The sequence below is a fragment of the Paenibacillus sp. J22P59 genome (assembly GCF_059383895.1).
The window spans coordinates 30552-46305 of the sequence record NZ_JBXENX010000012.1 but is presented as its reverse complement, the minus strand read 5'-3'; the positions used below and the strand labels follow the sequence as shown (position 1 = coordinate 46305).

General features: G+C 46.6%; 15 protein-coding genes. 10 read left to right on the top strand and 5 right to left on the bottom strand.

Annotated features, from left to right (window positions below; all coding sequences use genetic code 11):
• The first annotated feature begins 128 nt into the window (after positions 1-128).
• Both AC50YO_RS19790 and AC50YO_RS19785 read left to right on the top strand, forming a co-directional pair.
• The gene (locus AC50YO_RS19790) at positions 129-1145 is read left to right on the top strand and encodes a LacI family DNA-binding transcriptional regulator (RefSeq protein WP_494849896.1); all 1017 of its coding nucleotides are present in this window, start codon (positions 129-131) and stop codon (positions 1143-1145) included.
• A 3-nt stretch (positions 1146-1148) separates the two neighbouring features.
• Positions 1149-3341, top strand: coding sequence for an alpha-galactosidase (locus AC50YO_RS19785; RefSeq protein WP_494849895.1), 2193 nt, complete (start codon positions 1149-1151; stop codon positions 3339-3341).
• A 73-nt stretch (positions 3342-3414) separates the two neighbouring features.
• Here AC50YO_RS19785 and AC50YO_RS19780 read toward each other — a convergent pair whose 3' ends face one another.
• Together AC50YO_RS19780 and AC50YO_RS19775 are read right to left on the bottom strand one after the other, a co-directional pair.
• Entirely contained in the window at positions 3415-3666 is a 252-nt protein-coding gene (locus AC50YO_RS19780; RefSeq protein ID WP_494849894.1) for a hypothetical protein, read from the bottom strand.
• 812 nt (positions 3667-4478) lie between these two features.
• Positions 4479-5249 (bottom strand): AraC family transcriptional regulator, encoded by a 771-nt coding sequence (locus AC50YO_RS19775; protein ID WP_494849893.1) that lies wholly within the window; start codon positions 5247-5249, stop codon positions 4479-4481.
• A 121-nt stretch (positions 5250-5370) separates the two neighbouring features.
• Between AC50YO_RS19775 and pyk the strand changes: the two genes are divergently transcribed.
• The gene (gene pyk, locus AC50YO_RS19770; protein WP_494849892.1) at positions 5371-6792 is read left to right on the top strand and encodes a pyruvate kinase; all 1422 of its coding nucleotides are present in this window, start codon (positions 5371-5373) and stop codon (positions 6790-6792) included.
• Positions 6793-6860: 68 nt separating this feature from the next.
• Complete coding sequence (locus tag AC50YO_RS19765; protein WP_494849891.1) at positions 6861-7391, top strand: type 1 glutamine amidotransferase domain-containing protein; 531 nt, start codon at positions 6861-6863, stop codon at positions 7389-7391.
• 131 nt (positions 7392-7522) lie between these two features.
• Here the strand turns inward: AC50YO_RS19765 and AC50YO_RS19760 are convergent, their stop codons facing one another.
• The gene (locus AC50YO_RS19760; RefSeq protein WP_494849890.1) at positions 7523-8143 is read right to left on the bottom strand and encodes a YqaA family protein; all 621 of its coding nucleotides are present in this window, start codon (positions 8141-8143) and stop codon (positions 7523-7525) included.
• A 267-nt stretch (positions 8144-8410) separates the two neighbouring features.
• On the opposite strand from AC50YO_RS19760, the gene AC50YO_RS19755 reads away from it, so the two are divergent.
• Complete coding sequence (locus AC50YO_RS19755) at positions 8411-8866, top strand: GreA/GreB family elongation factor (RefSeq protein WP_494849889.1); 456 nt, start codon at positions 8411-8413, stop codon at positions 8864-8866.
• A gap of 1 nt (position 8867) precedes the next feature.
• Complete coding sequence (locus tag AC50YO_RS19750; RefSeq protein ID WP_494849888.1) at positions 8868-9365, top strand: cation:proton antiporter regulatory subunit; 498 nt, start codon at positions 8868-8870, stop codon at positions 9363-9365.
• Positions 9366-9495: 130 nt separating this feature from the next.
• Here AC50YO_RS19750 and AC50YO_RS19745 read toward each other — a convergent pair whose 3' ends face one another.
• The gene (locus AC50YO_RS19745; RefSeq protein WP_494849887.1) at positions 9496-10122 is read right to left on the bottom strand and encodes a DcrB/PsbP domain-containing protein; all 627 of its coding nucleotides are present in this window, start codon (positions 10120-10122) and stop codon (positions 9496-9498) included.
• A 243-nt stretch (positions 10123-10365) separates the two neighbouring features.
• Between AC50YO_RS19745 and AC50YO_RS19740 the strand changes: the two genes are divergently transcribed.
• From AC50YO_RS19740 to abc-f, 4 genes are all read left to right on the top strand, one after another.
• Positions 10366-11043, top strand: a complete 678-nt coding sequence (locus tag AC50YO_RS19740) for a TIGR00266 family protein (protein WP_494849886.1) — start codon at positions 10366-10368, stop codon at positions 11041-11043.
• Between the two features lie 166 nt (positions 11044-11209).
• Entirely contained in the window at positions 11210-12352 is a 1143-nt protein-coding gene (locus AC50YO_RS19735) for a DUF418 domain-containing protein (RefSeq protein WP_494849885.1), read from the top strand.
• A gap of 100 nt (positions 12353-12452) precedes the next feature.
• Positions 12453-12596 carry an RAxF-45 family protein gene (locus tag AC50YO_RS19730; protein WP_494849884.1) on the top strand — a complete coding sequence of 48 codons (144 nt, stop codon included), beginning with the start codon at positions 12453-12455 and terminating at the stop codon, positions 12594-12596.
• A 122-nt stretch (positions 12597-12718) separates the two neighbouring features.
• The gene (abc-f, locus tag AC50YO_RS19725) at positions 12719-14665 is read left to right on the top strand and encodes a ribosomal protection-like ABC-F family protein (protein ID WP_494849883.1); all 1947 of its coding nucleotides are present in this window, start codon (positions 12719-12721) and stop codon (positions 14663-14665) included.
• 57 nt (positions 14666-14722) lie between these two features.
• Here the strand turns inward: abc-f and AC50YO_RS19720 are convergent, their stop codons facing one another.
• Positions 14723-15694, bottom strand: a complete 972-nt coding sequence (locus AC50YO_RS19720) for a D-2-hydroxyacid dehydrogenase (protein ID WP_494849882.1) — start codon at positions 15692-15694, stop codon at positions 14723-14725.
• Positions 15695-15754 lie beyond the last annotated feature (60 nt).

The following is a 15754-nucleotide window of genomic DNA, read 5'->3' as shown; positions in this document are numbered from 1 at the left end:
TGCACAATGAAATGTGCAGGGCCTTTTTTTAAAGAGGATTAGCTTGAGGTTGTATTGGAAAACAATATTTGATAAAATTAATAATGATATTTAGTAAAATTATTAACTAAAACTAAGTGGTGAGTATAATGGCAACCATCAAACAAATTGCAGAGCAAGCCCAAGTTTCTCCGGCTACCGTATCTCGAGTGCTGAATAATGATGCTACGTTATCCGTAAGCGAAGATACAAGAGAGCGAATATTCGCGATAGCGGAGAAGCTGCAATATAAGCCCACAAGATTAAAGAGATTAAAGAAGGAAAACCTATTAGCAAGTCTTGAGATTGGGCTATTGTTCGGTTCGTCACAAGAAGAAGGCAATGACGATCCTTACCATGCTTCGATTAGGAAAGGCATAGAAAAGCGTTGCGAGGAGCTTGGTATTGCAATAGGGAGCGTGTGGAGACAGCATGCTGGCGATATTCCCTCTTTTCATCAGCTTGGCGGTGTTATCGTTGTAGGCGGGATTAGTGAGCAGGAGATTCAGCAGATGGTTGGCAATCATACTAGGATTGTTCAGATTGACCCTCCTTCGCAGATCGGCTATGACTCTATCCAGCTTAATTTCGATAAAGCTGTAGAGGATGTTGTAGAGCATCTGCTCTCCTTGGGACATACTCGAATCGGCTATATAGGCGGTGGCGAGGATTATGCCGAGAATGAGCCGAGAATGAAGCGGTTCAGGCAACTGCTAACGGATAAAGGACTATTCAGGCCGGAATGGATGCTTGCAGGTCATTGGTCCACGAATGAGGGATATTCGCTGATGCAGCGCTTGCTGGAGCAGGATGAAGTGCCAACAGCTTGCTTTATCGGAAGCGACCCTATGGCAATTGGGGCACTGAGAGCACTGCATGAGCATGGAACTAAGGTTCCGGGACAAATGGCGATTATCGGATTTGATGATATTGAAGTATCCGCCTTCGTTCATCCTCCGTTATCAACTGTGAAGGTCTATATGGAGCAAATGGGCAAGACGGCTGTTCAATTATTGCTTGAACGTGTAGAAGGCAGAGAAGTAGCGCTGCATGTCCTGATTAATCCTACGCTCATGATTCGTGAAAGCTGCGGGGGCAACCCTTCATATACAACAGGAGGAAACTAACAGATGGCTATTTTATATGATGAACAGAAACAAATCTTTCATTTGCAATCCTTGAATACGAGCTATGTGATTCAAATTGTTGAGGGTGGTTATCCCGCACATCTTTACTGGGGACGCCGCGTTCGCGGCAATCAATTAGAGAAGCTGCTCGAGATGCAGGTTCGTGCTTCCATGAGCCCTTCGACTGATCCTGATCGGTTGAGCTTATCACTAGATACGCTGCCTCATGAATATCCGGCATACGGCAACTCGGATAATAGAACGCCTGCTTATCAAGCTCTTCTCCCAGATGGATCGACAATAACGGATCTTCGCTATGAATCGCATGCGATTCGAGCAGGAAAACCTGGTCTGCAAGGGCTGCCCGCTATCTATGTAGAAGACGAGGAAGAAGCACAGACACTGGAGCTGACACTGAAGGATGCCTTGTCGGGATTAACGGTTATTTTAACCTATACGACATTCAAGCATCATAATGCGATCACAAGATCTGCTAGGCTAGTGAATAATGGTTCAGCCAGCTTGCAGCTGCTGAGAGCTTTGAGCATGAGCCTTGATTTTGCTACAGATCAATATGATATGCTGCAGTTATCAGGGAGCTGGATCCGCGAGCGCTATGTGCATCGCCGGCCGCTGGAGCCAGGCATGCAATCTATTGAGAGCCGCCGCGGCTCAAGCAGCCATGTGCAGAATCCATTCATTGCTTTGCTGTCAGACGGCTCAGGCGAGGAGCATGGCGATGTATATGGGGTTAGTCTAGTGTATAGCGGAAGCTTCACCGCAGGTGTTGAGGTCGATCAATTTCATACCGCCCGCGTATTCGCTGGTATTAATCCTTTTAATTTCAGCTGGCTACTAGAACCTGGCGAGCACTTCCAGACGCCGGAGGCTGTTCTTGTTTTCTCCGCTGATGGACTTGGCGGAATGTCTCGCAGCTATCATGATCTGTATCGCACTCGCCTTGCAAGAGGAGCATTCCGGGATGAGAGCAGACCGATCTTAATTAATAACTGGGAAGCGACCTATTTCGATTTCACTGCGGATAAAATCGAGTCGATTGCGAAGGTAGGACAAGAGCTTGGCATAGAACTGTTCGTACTGGATGACGGCTGGTTCGGCAAGCGGGATCAGGACAATAGCTCACTGGGTGATTGGATCGTGGATCGGCGCAAGCTGCCGAATGGCCTGGAGGATCTGGTTGATCGCGTCCGCAATCTGGACATGCAATTTGGCCTATGGTTCGAACCGGAGATGATAAGTCCAGATAGTGATCTATATCGCGCGCATCCGGATTGGTGCCTGCATGTAGAGGGACGTAGGCGCACGATTGCCCGCAATCAGCTCATTCTTGATCTGTCGCGTGAGGATGTACGTGAATATATTGTCCAATCGGTATCCGATATATTGGCAAGTGCCCCGATTACTTATGTGAAGTGGGATATGAACCGCAATATGACTGAGATTGGCTCTGCTCTGCTGCCAAGTGAGCGCCAGCGGGAGACGGCTCATCGTTACATGCTTGGTTTGTATGAGGTGCTTGAGAGAATCACATCGGCATTCCCGCATGTCCTATTCGAGAGCTGCTCAGGCGGAGGCGGTCGGTTCGATCCAGGCATGCTGTATTATATGCCGCAAACATGGACCAGCGATAATACAGATGCAGTGTCACGCTTGAAAATACAATACGGCACAAGCATCGTCTATCCGATCAGCTCGATGGGCTCGCATGTATCGGCGGTGCCTAACCATCAAGTGGGACGTATCACGCCATTAGAGACAAGAGGCAATGTTGCACTATCCGGTAACTTCGGCTATGAGCTTGATCTCACCAAGTTTACAGAAGAAGAGAAGACGACGGTGAAGCAGCAGGTTGAGCTCTATAAGGAAGTACGCCATCTCGTCCAATTCGGCGATTTCTACCGTCTCAAGAGCCCATTCGAGGGCAATGATGCAGCATGGATGTATGTATCCAAAGACAAGAGCGAAGCATTCGCTGTCTATGTAACCGTTTTGCAGGAACCTCATGCTCCGCTGGGTCGTTTTCAGCTGAAAGGGCTCGATCCTAATAGGAATTATGTATGGCAGGAGAACGGCGCCGCTTATGGCGGTGATGAATTGCTCTATGCTGGCTTGCCTAAGCCGCAGTTCCATGGCGACTATGCCAGCAAAGTGTATCGTTTCCGTGCGGTGAAGTAGGAGCAGCTAAGGTGTACGTCCTTTTTGGTGGAAATGGATGTAGCAAAAGCATTCAGCTTGCTAAAAAGGCAGTTTACTTCGAGCAGAAATGCTGGAAGGCATGAAAAAGTAACAGGAATAGGGCTGTAGCAAAAGTCATAAATATGATTTTTGCTACAGCCTGTTTGTATAGAAGGCAGGGATTACCTTCAACCTCAACCTCAACCTCAACCTCAACCTCAACCTCAACCTCTACCTCTACCTCTACCTCTACCTCAACCTCAACCTCTACCTCTACCTCAACCTCTACCTCTACCTCTACCTCTACCTCTACCTCTACCTTCAACTTAAAGGCGCTTTTTCTCCGTTACAGTTAGCTCAAATGAGGCACTTACTCTTTTTTGTGATGCATTTTTCTCAAATGTATGCTTAATCTGGGCATAATCGGGGGATAGCGCAAGCTGTAGTCTTTAGTCGAGAATCGAACTGCCCCACTAATGAAGCTACCTTCATTGTTGCCCATTTCTAGCTGTCTATGGAGTGAAATAGAGCAACGGTGTTCATTAATTTGTGCATCACATTCCCTCACTAACATGGCAGGCTGCTTTTATCATCTGCAAAAGCCATCAATGATTAGTAGCCTCATTAACTAATAACTAATGGTTGTCGTAAAGGCTCTGTTGTAAAGTGCAGCCTCATTTAACCTTCATACTATTGGATAAAGAAAAAACCTTCGTTTCTGTGTTAGTTTGAGCTGAGACTGGAGAACGTTTATGAGGGAAGATCACGTAGGTGTGAGGGGATGCACATACATTTGTAGTGATTTCTACTGAGTAGTTGGGAGATATGAGGTTGACCTCATATCTCCGGAGGCTGGCTTCCCGAGCTGTGAGGTCAGCCTCATAGAACTTATTTAATCACGGAATCTGACCGCGAGGGATGAGGATAGCCTCACACAATAGTGAGGAATGCGACGTTCGCGGTTAGAGGTTTATTAAGAGTAACTGAGCGGATGCTTGTCTATGCAAAAAGCGCAGGTATGGACTCGTATCGTCCCAATCCTGCGCTTTTTTTCATGAAATGAGTTCTAACTTGCTCATTCGAATGTACCGTCTGCTTTTAGGACAGCTCGATTCCTAATATGGATTATCAATGTCGTTACTTTGGCCGATCTTTCATGAAATCAGTTGGTACTTTGCCCGTATAGCGTTTGAAGAGGCGCTGAAAATAAGAGACATCGCTATAGCCAACCGATTCAGCGACTTCCCCAACGGTCAAGGCAGAATCCACAAGCAGATAGATTGCTTTTTTCACTCTTGTGGAATGAACGAATTCGCTGATGGTCTGGCCTGTTACTCGCCGGAATAAGGTTGCGGCATAATTGGGGCTTCGTTGAATATGGCTGGCGAGCTCTTCTTTGGTAATCTTGCTCTGATAGTGATGAAGAATATAGCTCTTCATGCGATCCACATGGTGATGGATATCTGGTGAGTAAGGCCCTTCATCCAGCTCGCGATTCCATATAGCTAGACATTCTGTCAGAATAGCTTGTCCAATAATAGGGGAATAACGCGACTGCTCCTTCCACTCTACGAACATCGTTTTTACACGTTCTAGATATAATTCATATTTGCCGGTCTTAGATTTGATCCAGTGGTTCTCCAGTAGGAGCGGCAATTGCGGAGCTATAAGGTTGAATTCAATGACATATTTTTCGTGAAAAACGGTAGGTACACACTTTCCATAATAGGCTTGGCAAGCGGGAATGAACAGCAGATCGCCTTTTTCCAAAATGATTTTCTCCTGGTCAATCCAATAGACGACTTTGCCGTAACTGACTAGGATTAGGGAGGCTGTTCCGGTGGGCCTTATCCCATCCTCAAACCAATCGACACCTCTATCCTGACGGACGTTATTTAGCTTCAGCATCCAACAATCTCCTCCATAGATAGTACTATGATACATATACAATACTATAATTCGTAGTTCTTTGGAAAGAAAAGGTCTACAATATAAGATATATAACAGACTTCAGGAGGAATCAGACGAGATGCGTAAAACAAAAATTGTTTGTACCATGGGACCTGCTTGTGACTCTACGGAAATATTGAAAGACATGATTGAAGCGGGAATGAATGTCGCGAGGCTGAATATGGCTCATGGCGAGCTGGAGGATCATGCAGGGCGAATTGAACGTATTCGCGAGGCTGCTCAAGCAACCCAGGCTATTGTGCCTATCCTCCTCGACATCAAAGGGCCGGAAGTGCGAATCGGCAAGCTGCAGGAGGCTTCCTATGAGCTTAAAGTAGGAGAGAAGCTCATTCTGACAACGGAAGAGATCGTTGGTAACGGCGAGCGCATTCATGTCAATTATGCGGAGCTTCCATTGGTGATGAATCCCGGGAACAAAATTTTGTTGGACGATGGTCTGATTGAGCTTGAGGTTGTGACGATAGAAGGAACGGAAATTAGCTGCACCATTTTGAATGGCGGAATTATTAAGCCGAGAAAAGGCGTGAACCTTCCGGGGATTCGGACGACGCTGCCGGGCGTAACCGATCGCGATATTCGCCATATTTTGTTCGGCATTGAGCAGAAAATTGATATCATTGCGCCTTCCTTTGTAAGAAGAGCAGAAGATATTTTGCAAATTCGCGAGCTGCTGCAGAACTGCGGAGCGAGCCACATTCAAATTATTTCAAAAATTGAGAATGAAGAAGGCGTGCAAAATCTCGACGCGATCATAGCCGTATCAGACGGTATTATGGTGGCAAGGGGCGACCTTGGCGTAGAGATTCCTGTCCAAGATGTCCCTATGATCCAGCATGAAATGATCACCAAGTGTAATGCAGCCGGCAAGCCGGTTATCGTAGCAACGCATATGCTGGATTCGATGCAGGTCAATCCGCGTCCTTCCCGAGCGGAAGTAAGTGACGTGGCGAATGCCGTATTGCAAGGAACAGATGCAATTATGCTATCGGGCGAGACAGCAGCGGGCAAGTATCCTGTTCAATCCATAAGCACCATGGCATCTATTGCGGTTAAGGCAGAGTCGATGCTGGATTACTTCGATGGCTTCCGTCTTCGCAGCTCGGTACAACCGACGACGACGACCGAGGTTATCAGCCAAGCTGTAGTAAGCTCCTCGCTGGATTTGAAGGCGAAGGCGATTCTAACAACGACCGAGAGCGGCTTCACAGCACGTATGGTATCCAAATATCGGCCTAAATCGCCCGTTATCGCGATCACTTCGGATGATAATGTATTGCAGCGGTTAGCGTTATTATGGGGCGTTATTCCCGTTAAGGGAGGCAAGCCAAGCTCAACCGACGATATTTTTCAATCTGCACTCTCGAATGGCGGAAGCACAGGCTTGCTGGAAAAAGGTGATTATGTCGTCATTACTGCCGGGACTCCAAGTGGACAAGCTGGTGCGACGAACTTGATGAAGATTACGCAATACGGCATGTAATGCTTTGAAACTCTCCTCTTTGGGTAAAGTAATATAGAGTTGCTATACATCGAGAGGAGTGCTGAATCATGAGTAAGGTTAAAAAGGTAGCTTTTCTACTGGCAGACGAATTCGAAGATTCCGAGATGCAGAACCCCTTTGACGAAATGGTCAAAAACGGTCATGATACGGTTATTATTAGTCTGAACGAGAATGAGGAGCTCAAAGGCAAGAAAGGAACGATTACGTATACCTCGCATCTGGCCATTAAGGATGCAAAGGCTACGGAATATGATGCCGTTATTATTCCCGGAGGGAAATCTCCGTCTCACCTGAAGGATAATGCAGATGTGCAGACCTTCGTGAAAGAGGCGGATGAAGCGGGCATTACGATCGCAGCCATCTGCCATGGTCCGCAAATATTGGCGGAAGCAGGCTTGCTAAGAGGACGTACATTAACCTCTTACCCGGGTATAGCCGATGAGGTTAGAGCCGCGGGCGGAGAGTTCGTTGATAAGGAAGTAGTGGTGGATCGTAATTTGGTGACATCAAGAACACCGGAGGATGAGCCGGCCTTTATCCGTGAGACGATTGCTAAGCTTGGTGTCAATGCCTGGTAAGTTTTAACCCTATGTAGCTACAAATAAGAAGAAAGCCCCTGCCTATCTCAAAGAGATGGGCAGGGGCTTTCTTGCTCTATATAAAGTTCAGGCTTGTCCACCATATCGTGGAGCACAGCAAGAAGAGAACGTTATTGGCTTTCTTGCTTGCTCTGTCCGCTTTGTTGCTCAAGGAGAAGAGCGGCGGCGGCGCGTTTTTTGCGAACAGCCTTGCGGATTAGCAGGAAAAGAATAATGAGAGGCACGCCAATAGCAAATAGATAAATGGAAACGTCATGAACCATGCTCTCTGCCGCTTGGCCGTACATATAGATTAATCCACCGATCAAATAAAACTTGGCGGCCCTGCCTATTGCAGCATAGATCATAAGACGCCACAGTGGGAAGTTCAACGCTCCTGACAAGATCGTGAATACTTTGAAGGGGATAGGAGTGAAGGAGCCGATCAAGATGGCGGCCTCACCATTTTTCTGGAACATGGCGGATGCCGAATCCACCCAGCTTTTTTTTAGAATTTTATATAATACTGAATTACCGAGAACTCTGCCGATTAAATACCCGATAGGTGTACCGAGCAGGCAACCGATGAAGCCGATTGTGGCCAGCAATAATGCCGATTGGGGATTCATGAAGCTCAAGGGAAGTTGGAGAAACAGGGCAGGAATCGGAAAGATAATGGCATCTACAAAGGCATGAATGAACAAGCCCCAAGGACCAAATTCCATGAAAAAATCGACAACATCCTGAAGCATAAAATAGATGCACACCTCTCTACGCAGAAAAAATCCGTAAAGTATTATACGTGCTAAAAAGGTCCCGGTTTCAATTTTTTTATTTCGTAGTACTTTTTTCCTAAATGACGTATTAGAGAGGGGAGTTATAGACTTATTCTAGCAGTCTGATAAGATAGCAATAGACCTCCTTAGTCAGAGGTCTTTTTTTATTCATGTAGGAGGCGATCAGAATGAGTAAGAAGGCATATGTAATAATCAGCCCGCGCATCGGGGGGGAAATCTACTATGAGCCATAGTGATCTCCTGTATGTCCAGGGACAGATAGGAAAGCAGCTTGTTGTACTGAAGGAAGAAAAAAGTCGAATGATGACGGCTTATTTTTCTCGGCAAAGCAAGGAACGAATGGAAATGGAGCAATTATTGGTCTCTTATACTTCTGGATTAGAGAGGCTGCTGACTCTTGCAGATGAGGATGCTGTGAGCTCGGTTGTGCTGGTGGGAAGTCGTGTGACTATTGAATATGTAGAGTTTCAATCGGTGGATTCCTTCCAGATTACATTCCCGCAGGAGGCAGAGCCAGGCAATAATTGCATCTCATTCTTATCTCCAGTAGGCAGGCAGCTCCTAATGGCTTCGATAGATGAGTTAATATCCATTATTACACCATCTGGACCGATGGACGTTCGTGTGACAGCAATCGATAATGCGGCATTGATGAAACAAGCAGAAGGAGGAGCTTAACTTGAACGTCAGAGAGGTAGAGCTGCCTGGAATTGGCCAAAAGTATGAAATGCATACCCGAAGCGGTGATCATCTTATTATTATCGTACACAACGATGGACATAGAGAGTGCTTTCATATGGACCCGGAAGATCCGGGTGAGGTATTGTCTGTTGTGACGCTGGAGGACGAGGAGTCGAGAATGGCAGCAGCGATCTTGTCCGGGATTACGTATAAGCCCAAATATTTGGATAAACAGGATGTTATGCTTGAGGACCTGCTTATTGAATGGATCCGGCTTGAATCAAGCTCAGCTTGTATAGGCAAACATATAGGTGAGCTGGATATCGCTCGCTTGACAGGAGCAGTGATTTTGGCAATTGTTGAGAAGGGCCAAGCAGCTGATCTTACTCCTGGTCCAGATGCCGTTCTTAAGGCAGGGCAGTTGTTGGTGGTGGCAGGGGAACGGCCGCAAATTAAAGAGCTGCAGCGCTTGTTATCAACAGGAAAGAATGGTTGATAGGATTTGTAAAAGTAAACGGAAAAATAATAAGGAACTGTATGCGAGCTAAGGCATGCAGTTCCTTTTTTTTATGTGTCATAAAAGTGGTGGGATATATGACAAAGATAAAATAGGGTATGACTTGGAGCTAGCTTAGTTTCAGTGATCGTACAATAGTCTCGCCAACGGATTGCCATTCCGGCATTTGCTCCTTCAAGCAGTTAAAGCTGATGAGCATCAATTCATCGTTAACGGTCAAGAAGACCATATGGTTATATATTTCTGAATCATCCTTTGGCGCTTTGACTAGAAAGGACAAATGTCCGGCTTTTTTGCCGCTGATCTCGAATACGCCATCATCAACCCACTGAGTTGCATTCGGTTCGAGCGCATCTTTCATTTGTTCCAGGAAGGAGTCGAAATCCTTCTCTGCCAATTCGCCGCCCTTGGCATTCACCGCAATATTTATGGTACCGGCTTCATTCGTATAGACTTCCTTCGGCGCTTTGCCAGAAGGGTATTTTACCTTAATCATTTCATCTGACATGAGCTCGAACTCATTGGGAATTAGCATGGTAGCAGCACCAGACATCACACTTTTCTCTGTAAGAGGAATCGTCCCTTCCGGAGAGGAGCTGTTCTCAGGAGAAGCCTCAGGTGTCTGGGTAGCTTGAGCAGCCGGCGGCGTGCTTTCTGGTGCCTTGTCCGTATTGTTCGAGCATCCTCCAATAAGCAGTGTGCATACAGCGAGCATCATAATGATTCTTTTTTTCACAATAATGTCCTCCACATCTCTATTTGTGTACAAGTATATCAGCTTTCAGCTGTTACAGGCTAGAAATTCCAGCTAGATTATCAGCAGTTTCCTGCTAACCTGTTATATTTTCTGATAAAATCAATAGTAATGCTTCTAAGATTCGCTCTTCTAGAATCAGGTGAATTTGTATTTTGTTCAGACAAGCTAGGGGCATTTTGTTATAATATAACAAATTATAATTGCAACTGGAGGGAATTTATAGTGAAGCATCAAGTATTATACGAAGGCGCATTTGCACTACTTAAGGTTGAGCTTGAACAAGGCGAGCTTATCAAAGCAGAAGCAGGAGCTATGGTGTCGATGACTCCGAGTCTGGAACTGCGTGGAACAGTAGATGGCGGCATTATGAGAGGCTTGGGCCGTATGCTGAGCGGCGAGAAATTTTTCTTCCAAGAGCTGGCTGCGACGAGAGGGCGCGGCGAGGTTCTGCTTGCTCCAAGCTCAGTTGGAGATATTCAGGCGATTGAATTGGACGGATCTTATAAGCTCTATGTACAAAAAGATGGTTTTCTAGCAGGTACTAGCGGGATCGAAGTCAACACAAAGATGCAAAATCTAGCACGCGGATTTTTGTCAGGAGAGGGATTCTTTATCGTGGAGATTAGCGGCAGAGGGACGGTATTCCTCTCTTCCTTCGGAGCTATCCATGCGATTAATCTTGCACCGGGTGAAGAAATGATCATTGATAATGGCCATTTGGTCGCTTGGCCCGCTTATATGGATTACCGCATTGAGAAAGCAGCCAATGGATGGCTCAACAGCTTGACAAGCGGAGAGGCTATCGTCTGCAAATTCCGGGGGGAAGGCGTCGTTCTGATTCAAAGCAGGAATCCGAAAGGCTTTGGAAGCTGGGTCAATCAATTTATCGCCAGAAAATAAAGAATGGATACCAATAGTTCTACATTTAGCAGGATAAGATAGCGGAGGAAATCGAACGTTGTTCCTCTGCTTTTTTATTAAATGGGGATGTTTCTATCCTGATTACTAATTAAAGGAGGTGAGCTAGAACGCTGTTCTTTTAATCTACAATAATTGGAGGGGTATAATGAGTTTTGGTACAGAGCGTATCCGATTAATTGATATTTTGCGCGGATTTGCAGTTCTGGGCACTTTGGGTACAAATATTTGGATATTCGCCTATCTTGGAAATTTGGATTACATATCTACGACTCAACAGAGCCAATGGTGGCTGTCTGCTGAGACCTTCATACGCACGTTGTGCCTGTCCCTCATAAGCGGCAAGTTTCTTGGGCTTCTTGCAATATTGTTCGGAGTGGGGCTTGAGATCAAATACAGGCAGGCCCTTAGGAATGGCAGGCCTTGGCCGGGTACCTATTTGTGGGTGTCGATTATTCTGATGCTGGAGGGAATGCTTCACTTCCTATTTGTGATGGAATATGATATTTTGATGGGCTATGCGATAGCAGCCATTATTGTCGCGTTTATCGTGAAGGCAGGAGATCGCCTCATTAAGCGTTCGCTGCTTCTGCTTGGAGGTCTGCATCTTGTATTAATCGTTCTATTCTTTGTCGGTTCTGTTTCTATTCTCCTTGCGGGCAATTCGCTGGCATATGAGAATACTGCAATTGTTGAAGTGCTTTATTCGCATGGAAGCTGGTGGGAGCAGGTTACTGCAAGAGTTTCTAATTTTTTATATTTGCGTAGAGAGGTATTATTAACGCTCCCGCTGAACATTTGCCTGCTGCTGCTTGGGCTCCTGCTTATGCGCTTGGATGCTTTTTCTCCAACTGAGGCTGGCAAGAAGCTTCGCAAGCGCTTATTGAAAATAGGCATATACGCAGGACTTCCGCTCAATCTGCTTATGTTCATTCCAGGCGGCTTATTTGATTATCCAGTGCGCTATTTATTTGCCCCGTTATTGTCTCTTGGTTATATCGCCTTGCTCGCCTTAGCGATGGAGAAGTGGGATAAGCTGCGGCTGTGGGGATGGCTTGAGAATGCTGGCAAAATGTCGTTAAGCTGCTATGTCGCTCAAAATATTATTAGCTCTATTCTATTTTATGGCTGGGGTCTGGGCCTGGGCGGGAAGCTGAACGCATGGGAAGTTATCATCGTATGGCTGATCATAAGTGCCTTGCAGATGGTGTTTGCAACTTTATGGCTTCGCGCGTTCAAGCTCGGTCCTATGGAGACTTCTCGCAGGAAGGTACTCGGTCTGTTCACATAGAGCTCAAGAAGAGAAATTTGGTTGGGTTCAAGCTGGGTTTTCAAAAGAAGGGCATTATGTTATTGTAAGAACTAGAATGATTAAGAAGGAGGTGGGGTAGGTGAATCACGAGATGGTCAACAACCGTATTAGCCAGCTGCCGTTAGCTATGGCTGGCATCGTTCATACTTTTCCGGAGCACGGGAGAACTCTGTCCATTTATGCTAATACGATTGAACCATTCGCGAGAAGACGCCTACCTTAACCACTACGGATAGCTATGCCATCTGGAGGGTCGCGGGCTTGTTGCCGCGGCTCTTTTTTTGTTGTTCTACAACAATATGCGTGCTGGAAAGCAGGGTCTTCATCTATTAGGAGGATCTTACAATGATCATGGTCAATATTCAGGAAATTAAAAAATATAACGCGGCACAACTTGTATTGGATGGAGCGACGCTGCAAATTCAAGAGTATGAGAAGGTTGGCTTAATTGGGCGCAATGGAAGCGGCAAATCCACTTTGTTGAAGCTTATCGCCGGTCATCAGCAGGTTGATGAAGGGATGCTTACGGTAAAGAGGGAGTCAGAGATTGGGTATTTGCCTCAAATTCCTGCTGAATTCGAAGGACTAACCGTCTATGAGGTTCTTGCTTATTGTTACCGGGCATTGCTTGAGGATCAGCATGAGATGAAGCTCATGGAGCAACAGATGTCGCTTACGGAGATTGTCGATAGCCCGAATATTATGGAGCGTTTATTGAAGAAGTATGCTGCTGTGCAGGAACGGTTCGAGAGAAGTGGCGGCTATGAGATAGATCAGAGCATTAATCAGATAGCAGGCGGGCTGCAGATCACCCAAGAGTGGTATGAACGAAGCTTTTGTACCTTGTCAGGCGGAGAAAAGACGCGTATCGTCCTTGCATCGCAGCTTATTAATAGCCCAGAGCTATTGCTGTTAGACGAACCTACGAATCATCTCGATCTGCAAGGAATCGAATGGTTAGAACATTTCCTGCTTAATTATAAAGGAACTTGTATGATTGTTTCGCATGATCGTCATTTTCTGGATCGCATATGCAGCAAGATCATTGAGCTTGAGGATGGGGAAGCCCATACCTATCCTACAAATTACAGCGGTTATGTGAAGGAGAAAGAGGAGCGGCTGTTGCAGCAGTTTGCTCATTATCAGGAGCAGCAGAAGGCAATTAAGAAAATGAAGGAGACTATTCGGCAATTGGAGGAATGGGGACGAATCGGCGGGAACGAGAAGTTCTTCAAGCGGGCAGCATCCATTCGGAAAGCGCTTGAGCGGCTTCAGGAGTTGAAGCGTCCCGTAATGGAACAGAAAACAGCGGGCTTCGAGCTTGCTCCTATGGATCGGTCCGGACAAAGAGTGCTGGCCTTCGAGCTTTTGTCTAAAAAATATGGCAGCAATGTCTTACTAGCCGGAGTGAATGGAAGTCTGCGATATGGGGAGAAGGTTGTGCTCCTCGGTGATAACGGCTCGGGAAAAACAACGCTGTTCAAGCTGCTTCTTGGCGTGGAAGCACAAGATAGCGGGAAAGTGGAGTTAGGGGCTCGCGTCGATATTGGATATTTGGCTCAGCAGGAGCCCATCCAAGACGAGAAGCAGACTCTACTAGATTATTTTTGCAAGGAAGGCAGCATTGAGGAAGGGGAAGCCAGACATATTCTAGCCGCCTACTTATTTTATGGAGCTGAAGTGTATAAGCGGCTAGGCTCTCTCTCAGGAGGAGAATGGTCAAGAGTAAGACTTGCTCTTCTAGTCAGAAGGAAGCCCAACCTATTGCTGCTGGATGAACCGACTAATCATCTGGATATCGCCTCACGAGAAGCTTTAGAGGAGGCTTTGGGACAATTCCAAGGCACGGTGCTGGCGATATCGCATGACCGTTATTTCATTAATCGTCTGGCGCAGCGGGTATGGGAGCTGAAGCAGGGTGAGGTTACCTCTTATCTCGGCAATTATGACGAATACCGAACAAGGCAGCAGCTAACTGAAGCAAGGGATAATCTGAGCAGGGGGATGGAAAAAGAAGCAAAGGCTAAGGAGATTGTAGTCGAATCAGTTGAGACGGAGCAAGGGGAAACGGTTGTTTCTAGCAATCAAGTGAAATCCAATGCCAGACGATGTCAACAGCTGGAGAAGGATATAAGCGTACTTGAAGCAGAGTTGATTAAGTTGAATGCGGAGTTAGAGCGGCTTAATCAGCTTAGCGATGCTGTTCAATTAGAAGTGAAATGGCTTGAGAAGGAAAAGCAGCAGGAAGAATTAAACCGCTTGCTGGAGCAGTGGATGGAGCTATCAAATTAAAAAGAAGGCGGCTATCCTGTGGCACAGGATAGCCGCCTTTTATAATCAGAGCAGCAACTAGCGAGAGGCTTTCACAACATGGGTTGGATCACCTGCTAGGTAACGAGAGACATTATCGACGGCAATGTCAAGCAGCCGTGTTCTCGCCTCAAGAGTAGCCCAAGCGATATGAGGGGTAATGATGCAGTTGCGAGCTGTCAGCAGCGGATTCGTAGGCTGCGGGGGCTCCGAGGACAGCACATCAAGGGCGGCTCCGCCAATAATGCCAAGATTAAGCGCTTCAGCCAGATGGTCCTCTGCAATAAGCTTGCCGCGAGCGGTATTTATGAGAAGGGCTCCGGGCTTCATCAAAGCAAGCGTATTCCGATTAATAAGCTGCTCGGTCTGAGGGTTAAGCGGACAATGCAGACTTATCACATCTGCTTCCCGGAGCAGGGCAGTCAGATCTGTTCGTACAATAGCGGAATCCATATCAACTGTTGAGGGGGCGGCTTGCCTTCCCGCTGCAATAACCTTCATGCCAAAAGCTTGTGCCAGCACAGCAACCTTTCGCCCGATTTTCCCCATTCCTACAATGCCTATTGTTTTCCCTGCCAGCTCGATGAGAGGAAACTTCCAATAGCTGAAATCCTCATGAGCCGACCATTCCCCAGTGCGGGTGGAAGAGCTATGCGCACCGACATGATGGGTTAATTCCAAAAGCAAGGCAAATACAAACTGGGCAACCGAGTCGGTGCTGTATGAAGGCACATTCGTAACCGTTATGCCCAGTTGCTCTGCAGCGGCTGAATCTACAATATCATGACCGGTAGCTAGAACTCCGATATAACGAAGATCGGGCAATTGTACAAGCGTTTCTTGGAGCAGTGGCGTTTTATTAGTAAGGACTATCTCTGCATCGCGGCATCTTTGGATAATGAGCTCGGAAGCGGTACGGGCATATACGATTGTCGTTCCTAACTGCTCAAGCTTGTCCCAGCTTAAATCCCCCGGATTTAAGGCATGCCCATCCAATACTACAATTTTCATAGCGGCCTCCTGATCCATCATATTGAAGAGGCTGGGCGCATGTCCGAGCCTCTGTACTTA

Excerpts from the sequence above, each read along its gene's own strand:
- AC50YO_RS19775 (WP_494849893.1), bottom strand. The coding sequence starts at position 5,249 with ATGCTGAAGCTAAATAACGTCCGTCAGGATAGAGGTGTCGATTGGTTT.
- AC50YO_RS19720 (WP_494849882.1), bottom strand. The coding sequence starts at position 15,694 with ATGAAAATTGTAGTATTGGATGGGCATGCCTTAAATCCGGGGGATTTA.
- AC50YO_RS19790 (WP_494849896.1), top strand. The coding sequence starts at position 129 with ATGGCAACCATCAAACAAATTGCAGAGCAAGCCCAAGTTTCTCCGGCT.
- abc-f (WP_494849883.1), top strand. The coding sequence starts at position 12,719 with ATGATCATGGTCAATATTCAGGAAATTAAAAAATATAACGCGGCACAA.
- AC50YO_RS19760 (WP_494849890.1), bottom strand. The coding sequence starts at position 8,143 with ATGCTTCAGGATGTTGTCGATTTTTTCATGGAATTTGGTCCTTGGGGC.
- AC50YO_RS19765 (WP_494849891.1), top strand. The coding sequence starts at position 6,861 with ATGAGTAAGGTTAAAAAGGTAGCTTTTCTACTGGCAGACGAATTCGAA.
- AC50YO_RS19735 (WP_494849885.1), top strand. The coding sequence starts at position 11,210 with ATGAGTTTTGGTACAGAGCGTATCCGATTAATTGATATTTTGCGCGGA.
- AC50YO_RS19755 (WP_494849889.1), top strand. The coding sequence starts at position 8,411 with ATGAGCCATAGTGATCTCCTGTATGTCCAGGGACAGATAGGAAAGCAG.
- pyk (WP_494849892.1), top strand. The coding sequence starts at position 5,371 with ATGCGTAAAACAAAAATTGTTTGTACCATGGGACCTGCTTGTGACTCT.
- AC50YO_RS19785 (WP_494849895.1), top strand. The coding sequence starts at position 1,149 with ATGGCTATTTTATATGATGAACAGAAACAAATCTTTCATTTGCAATCC.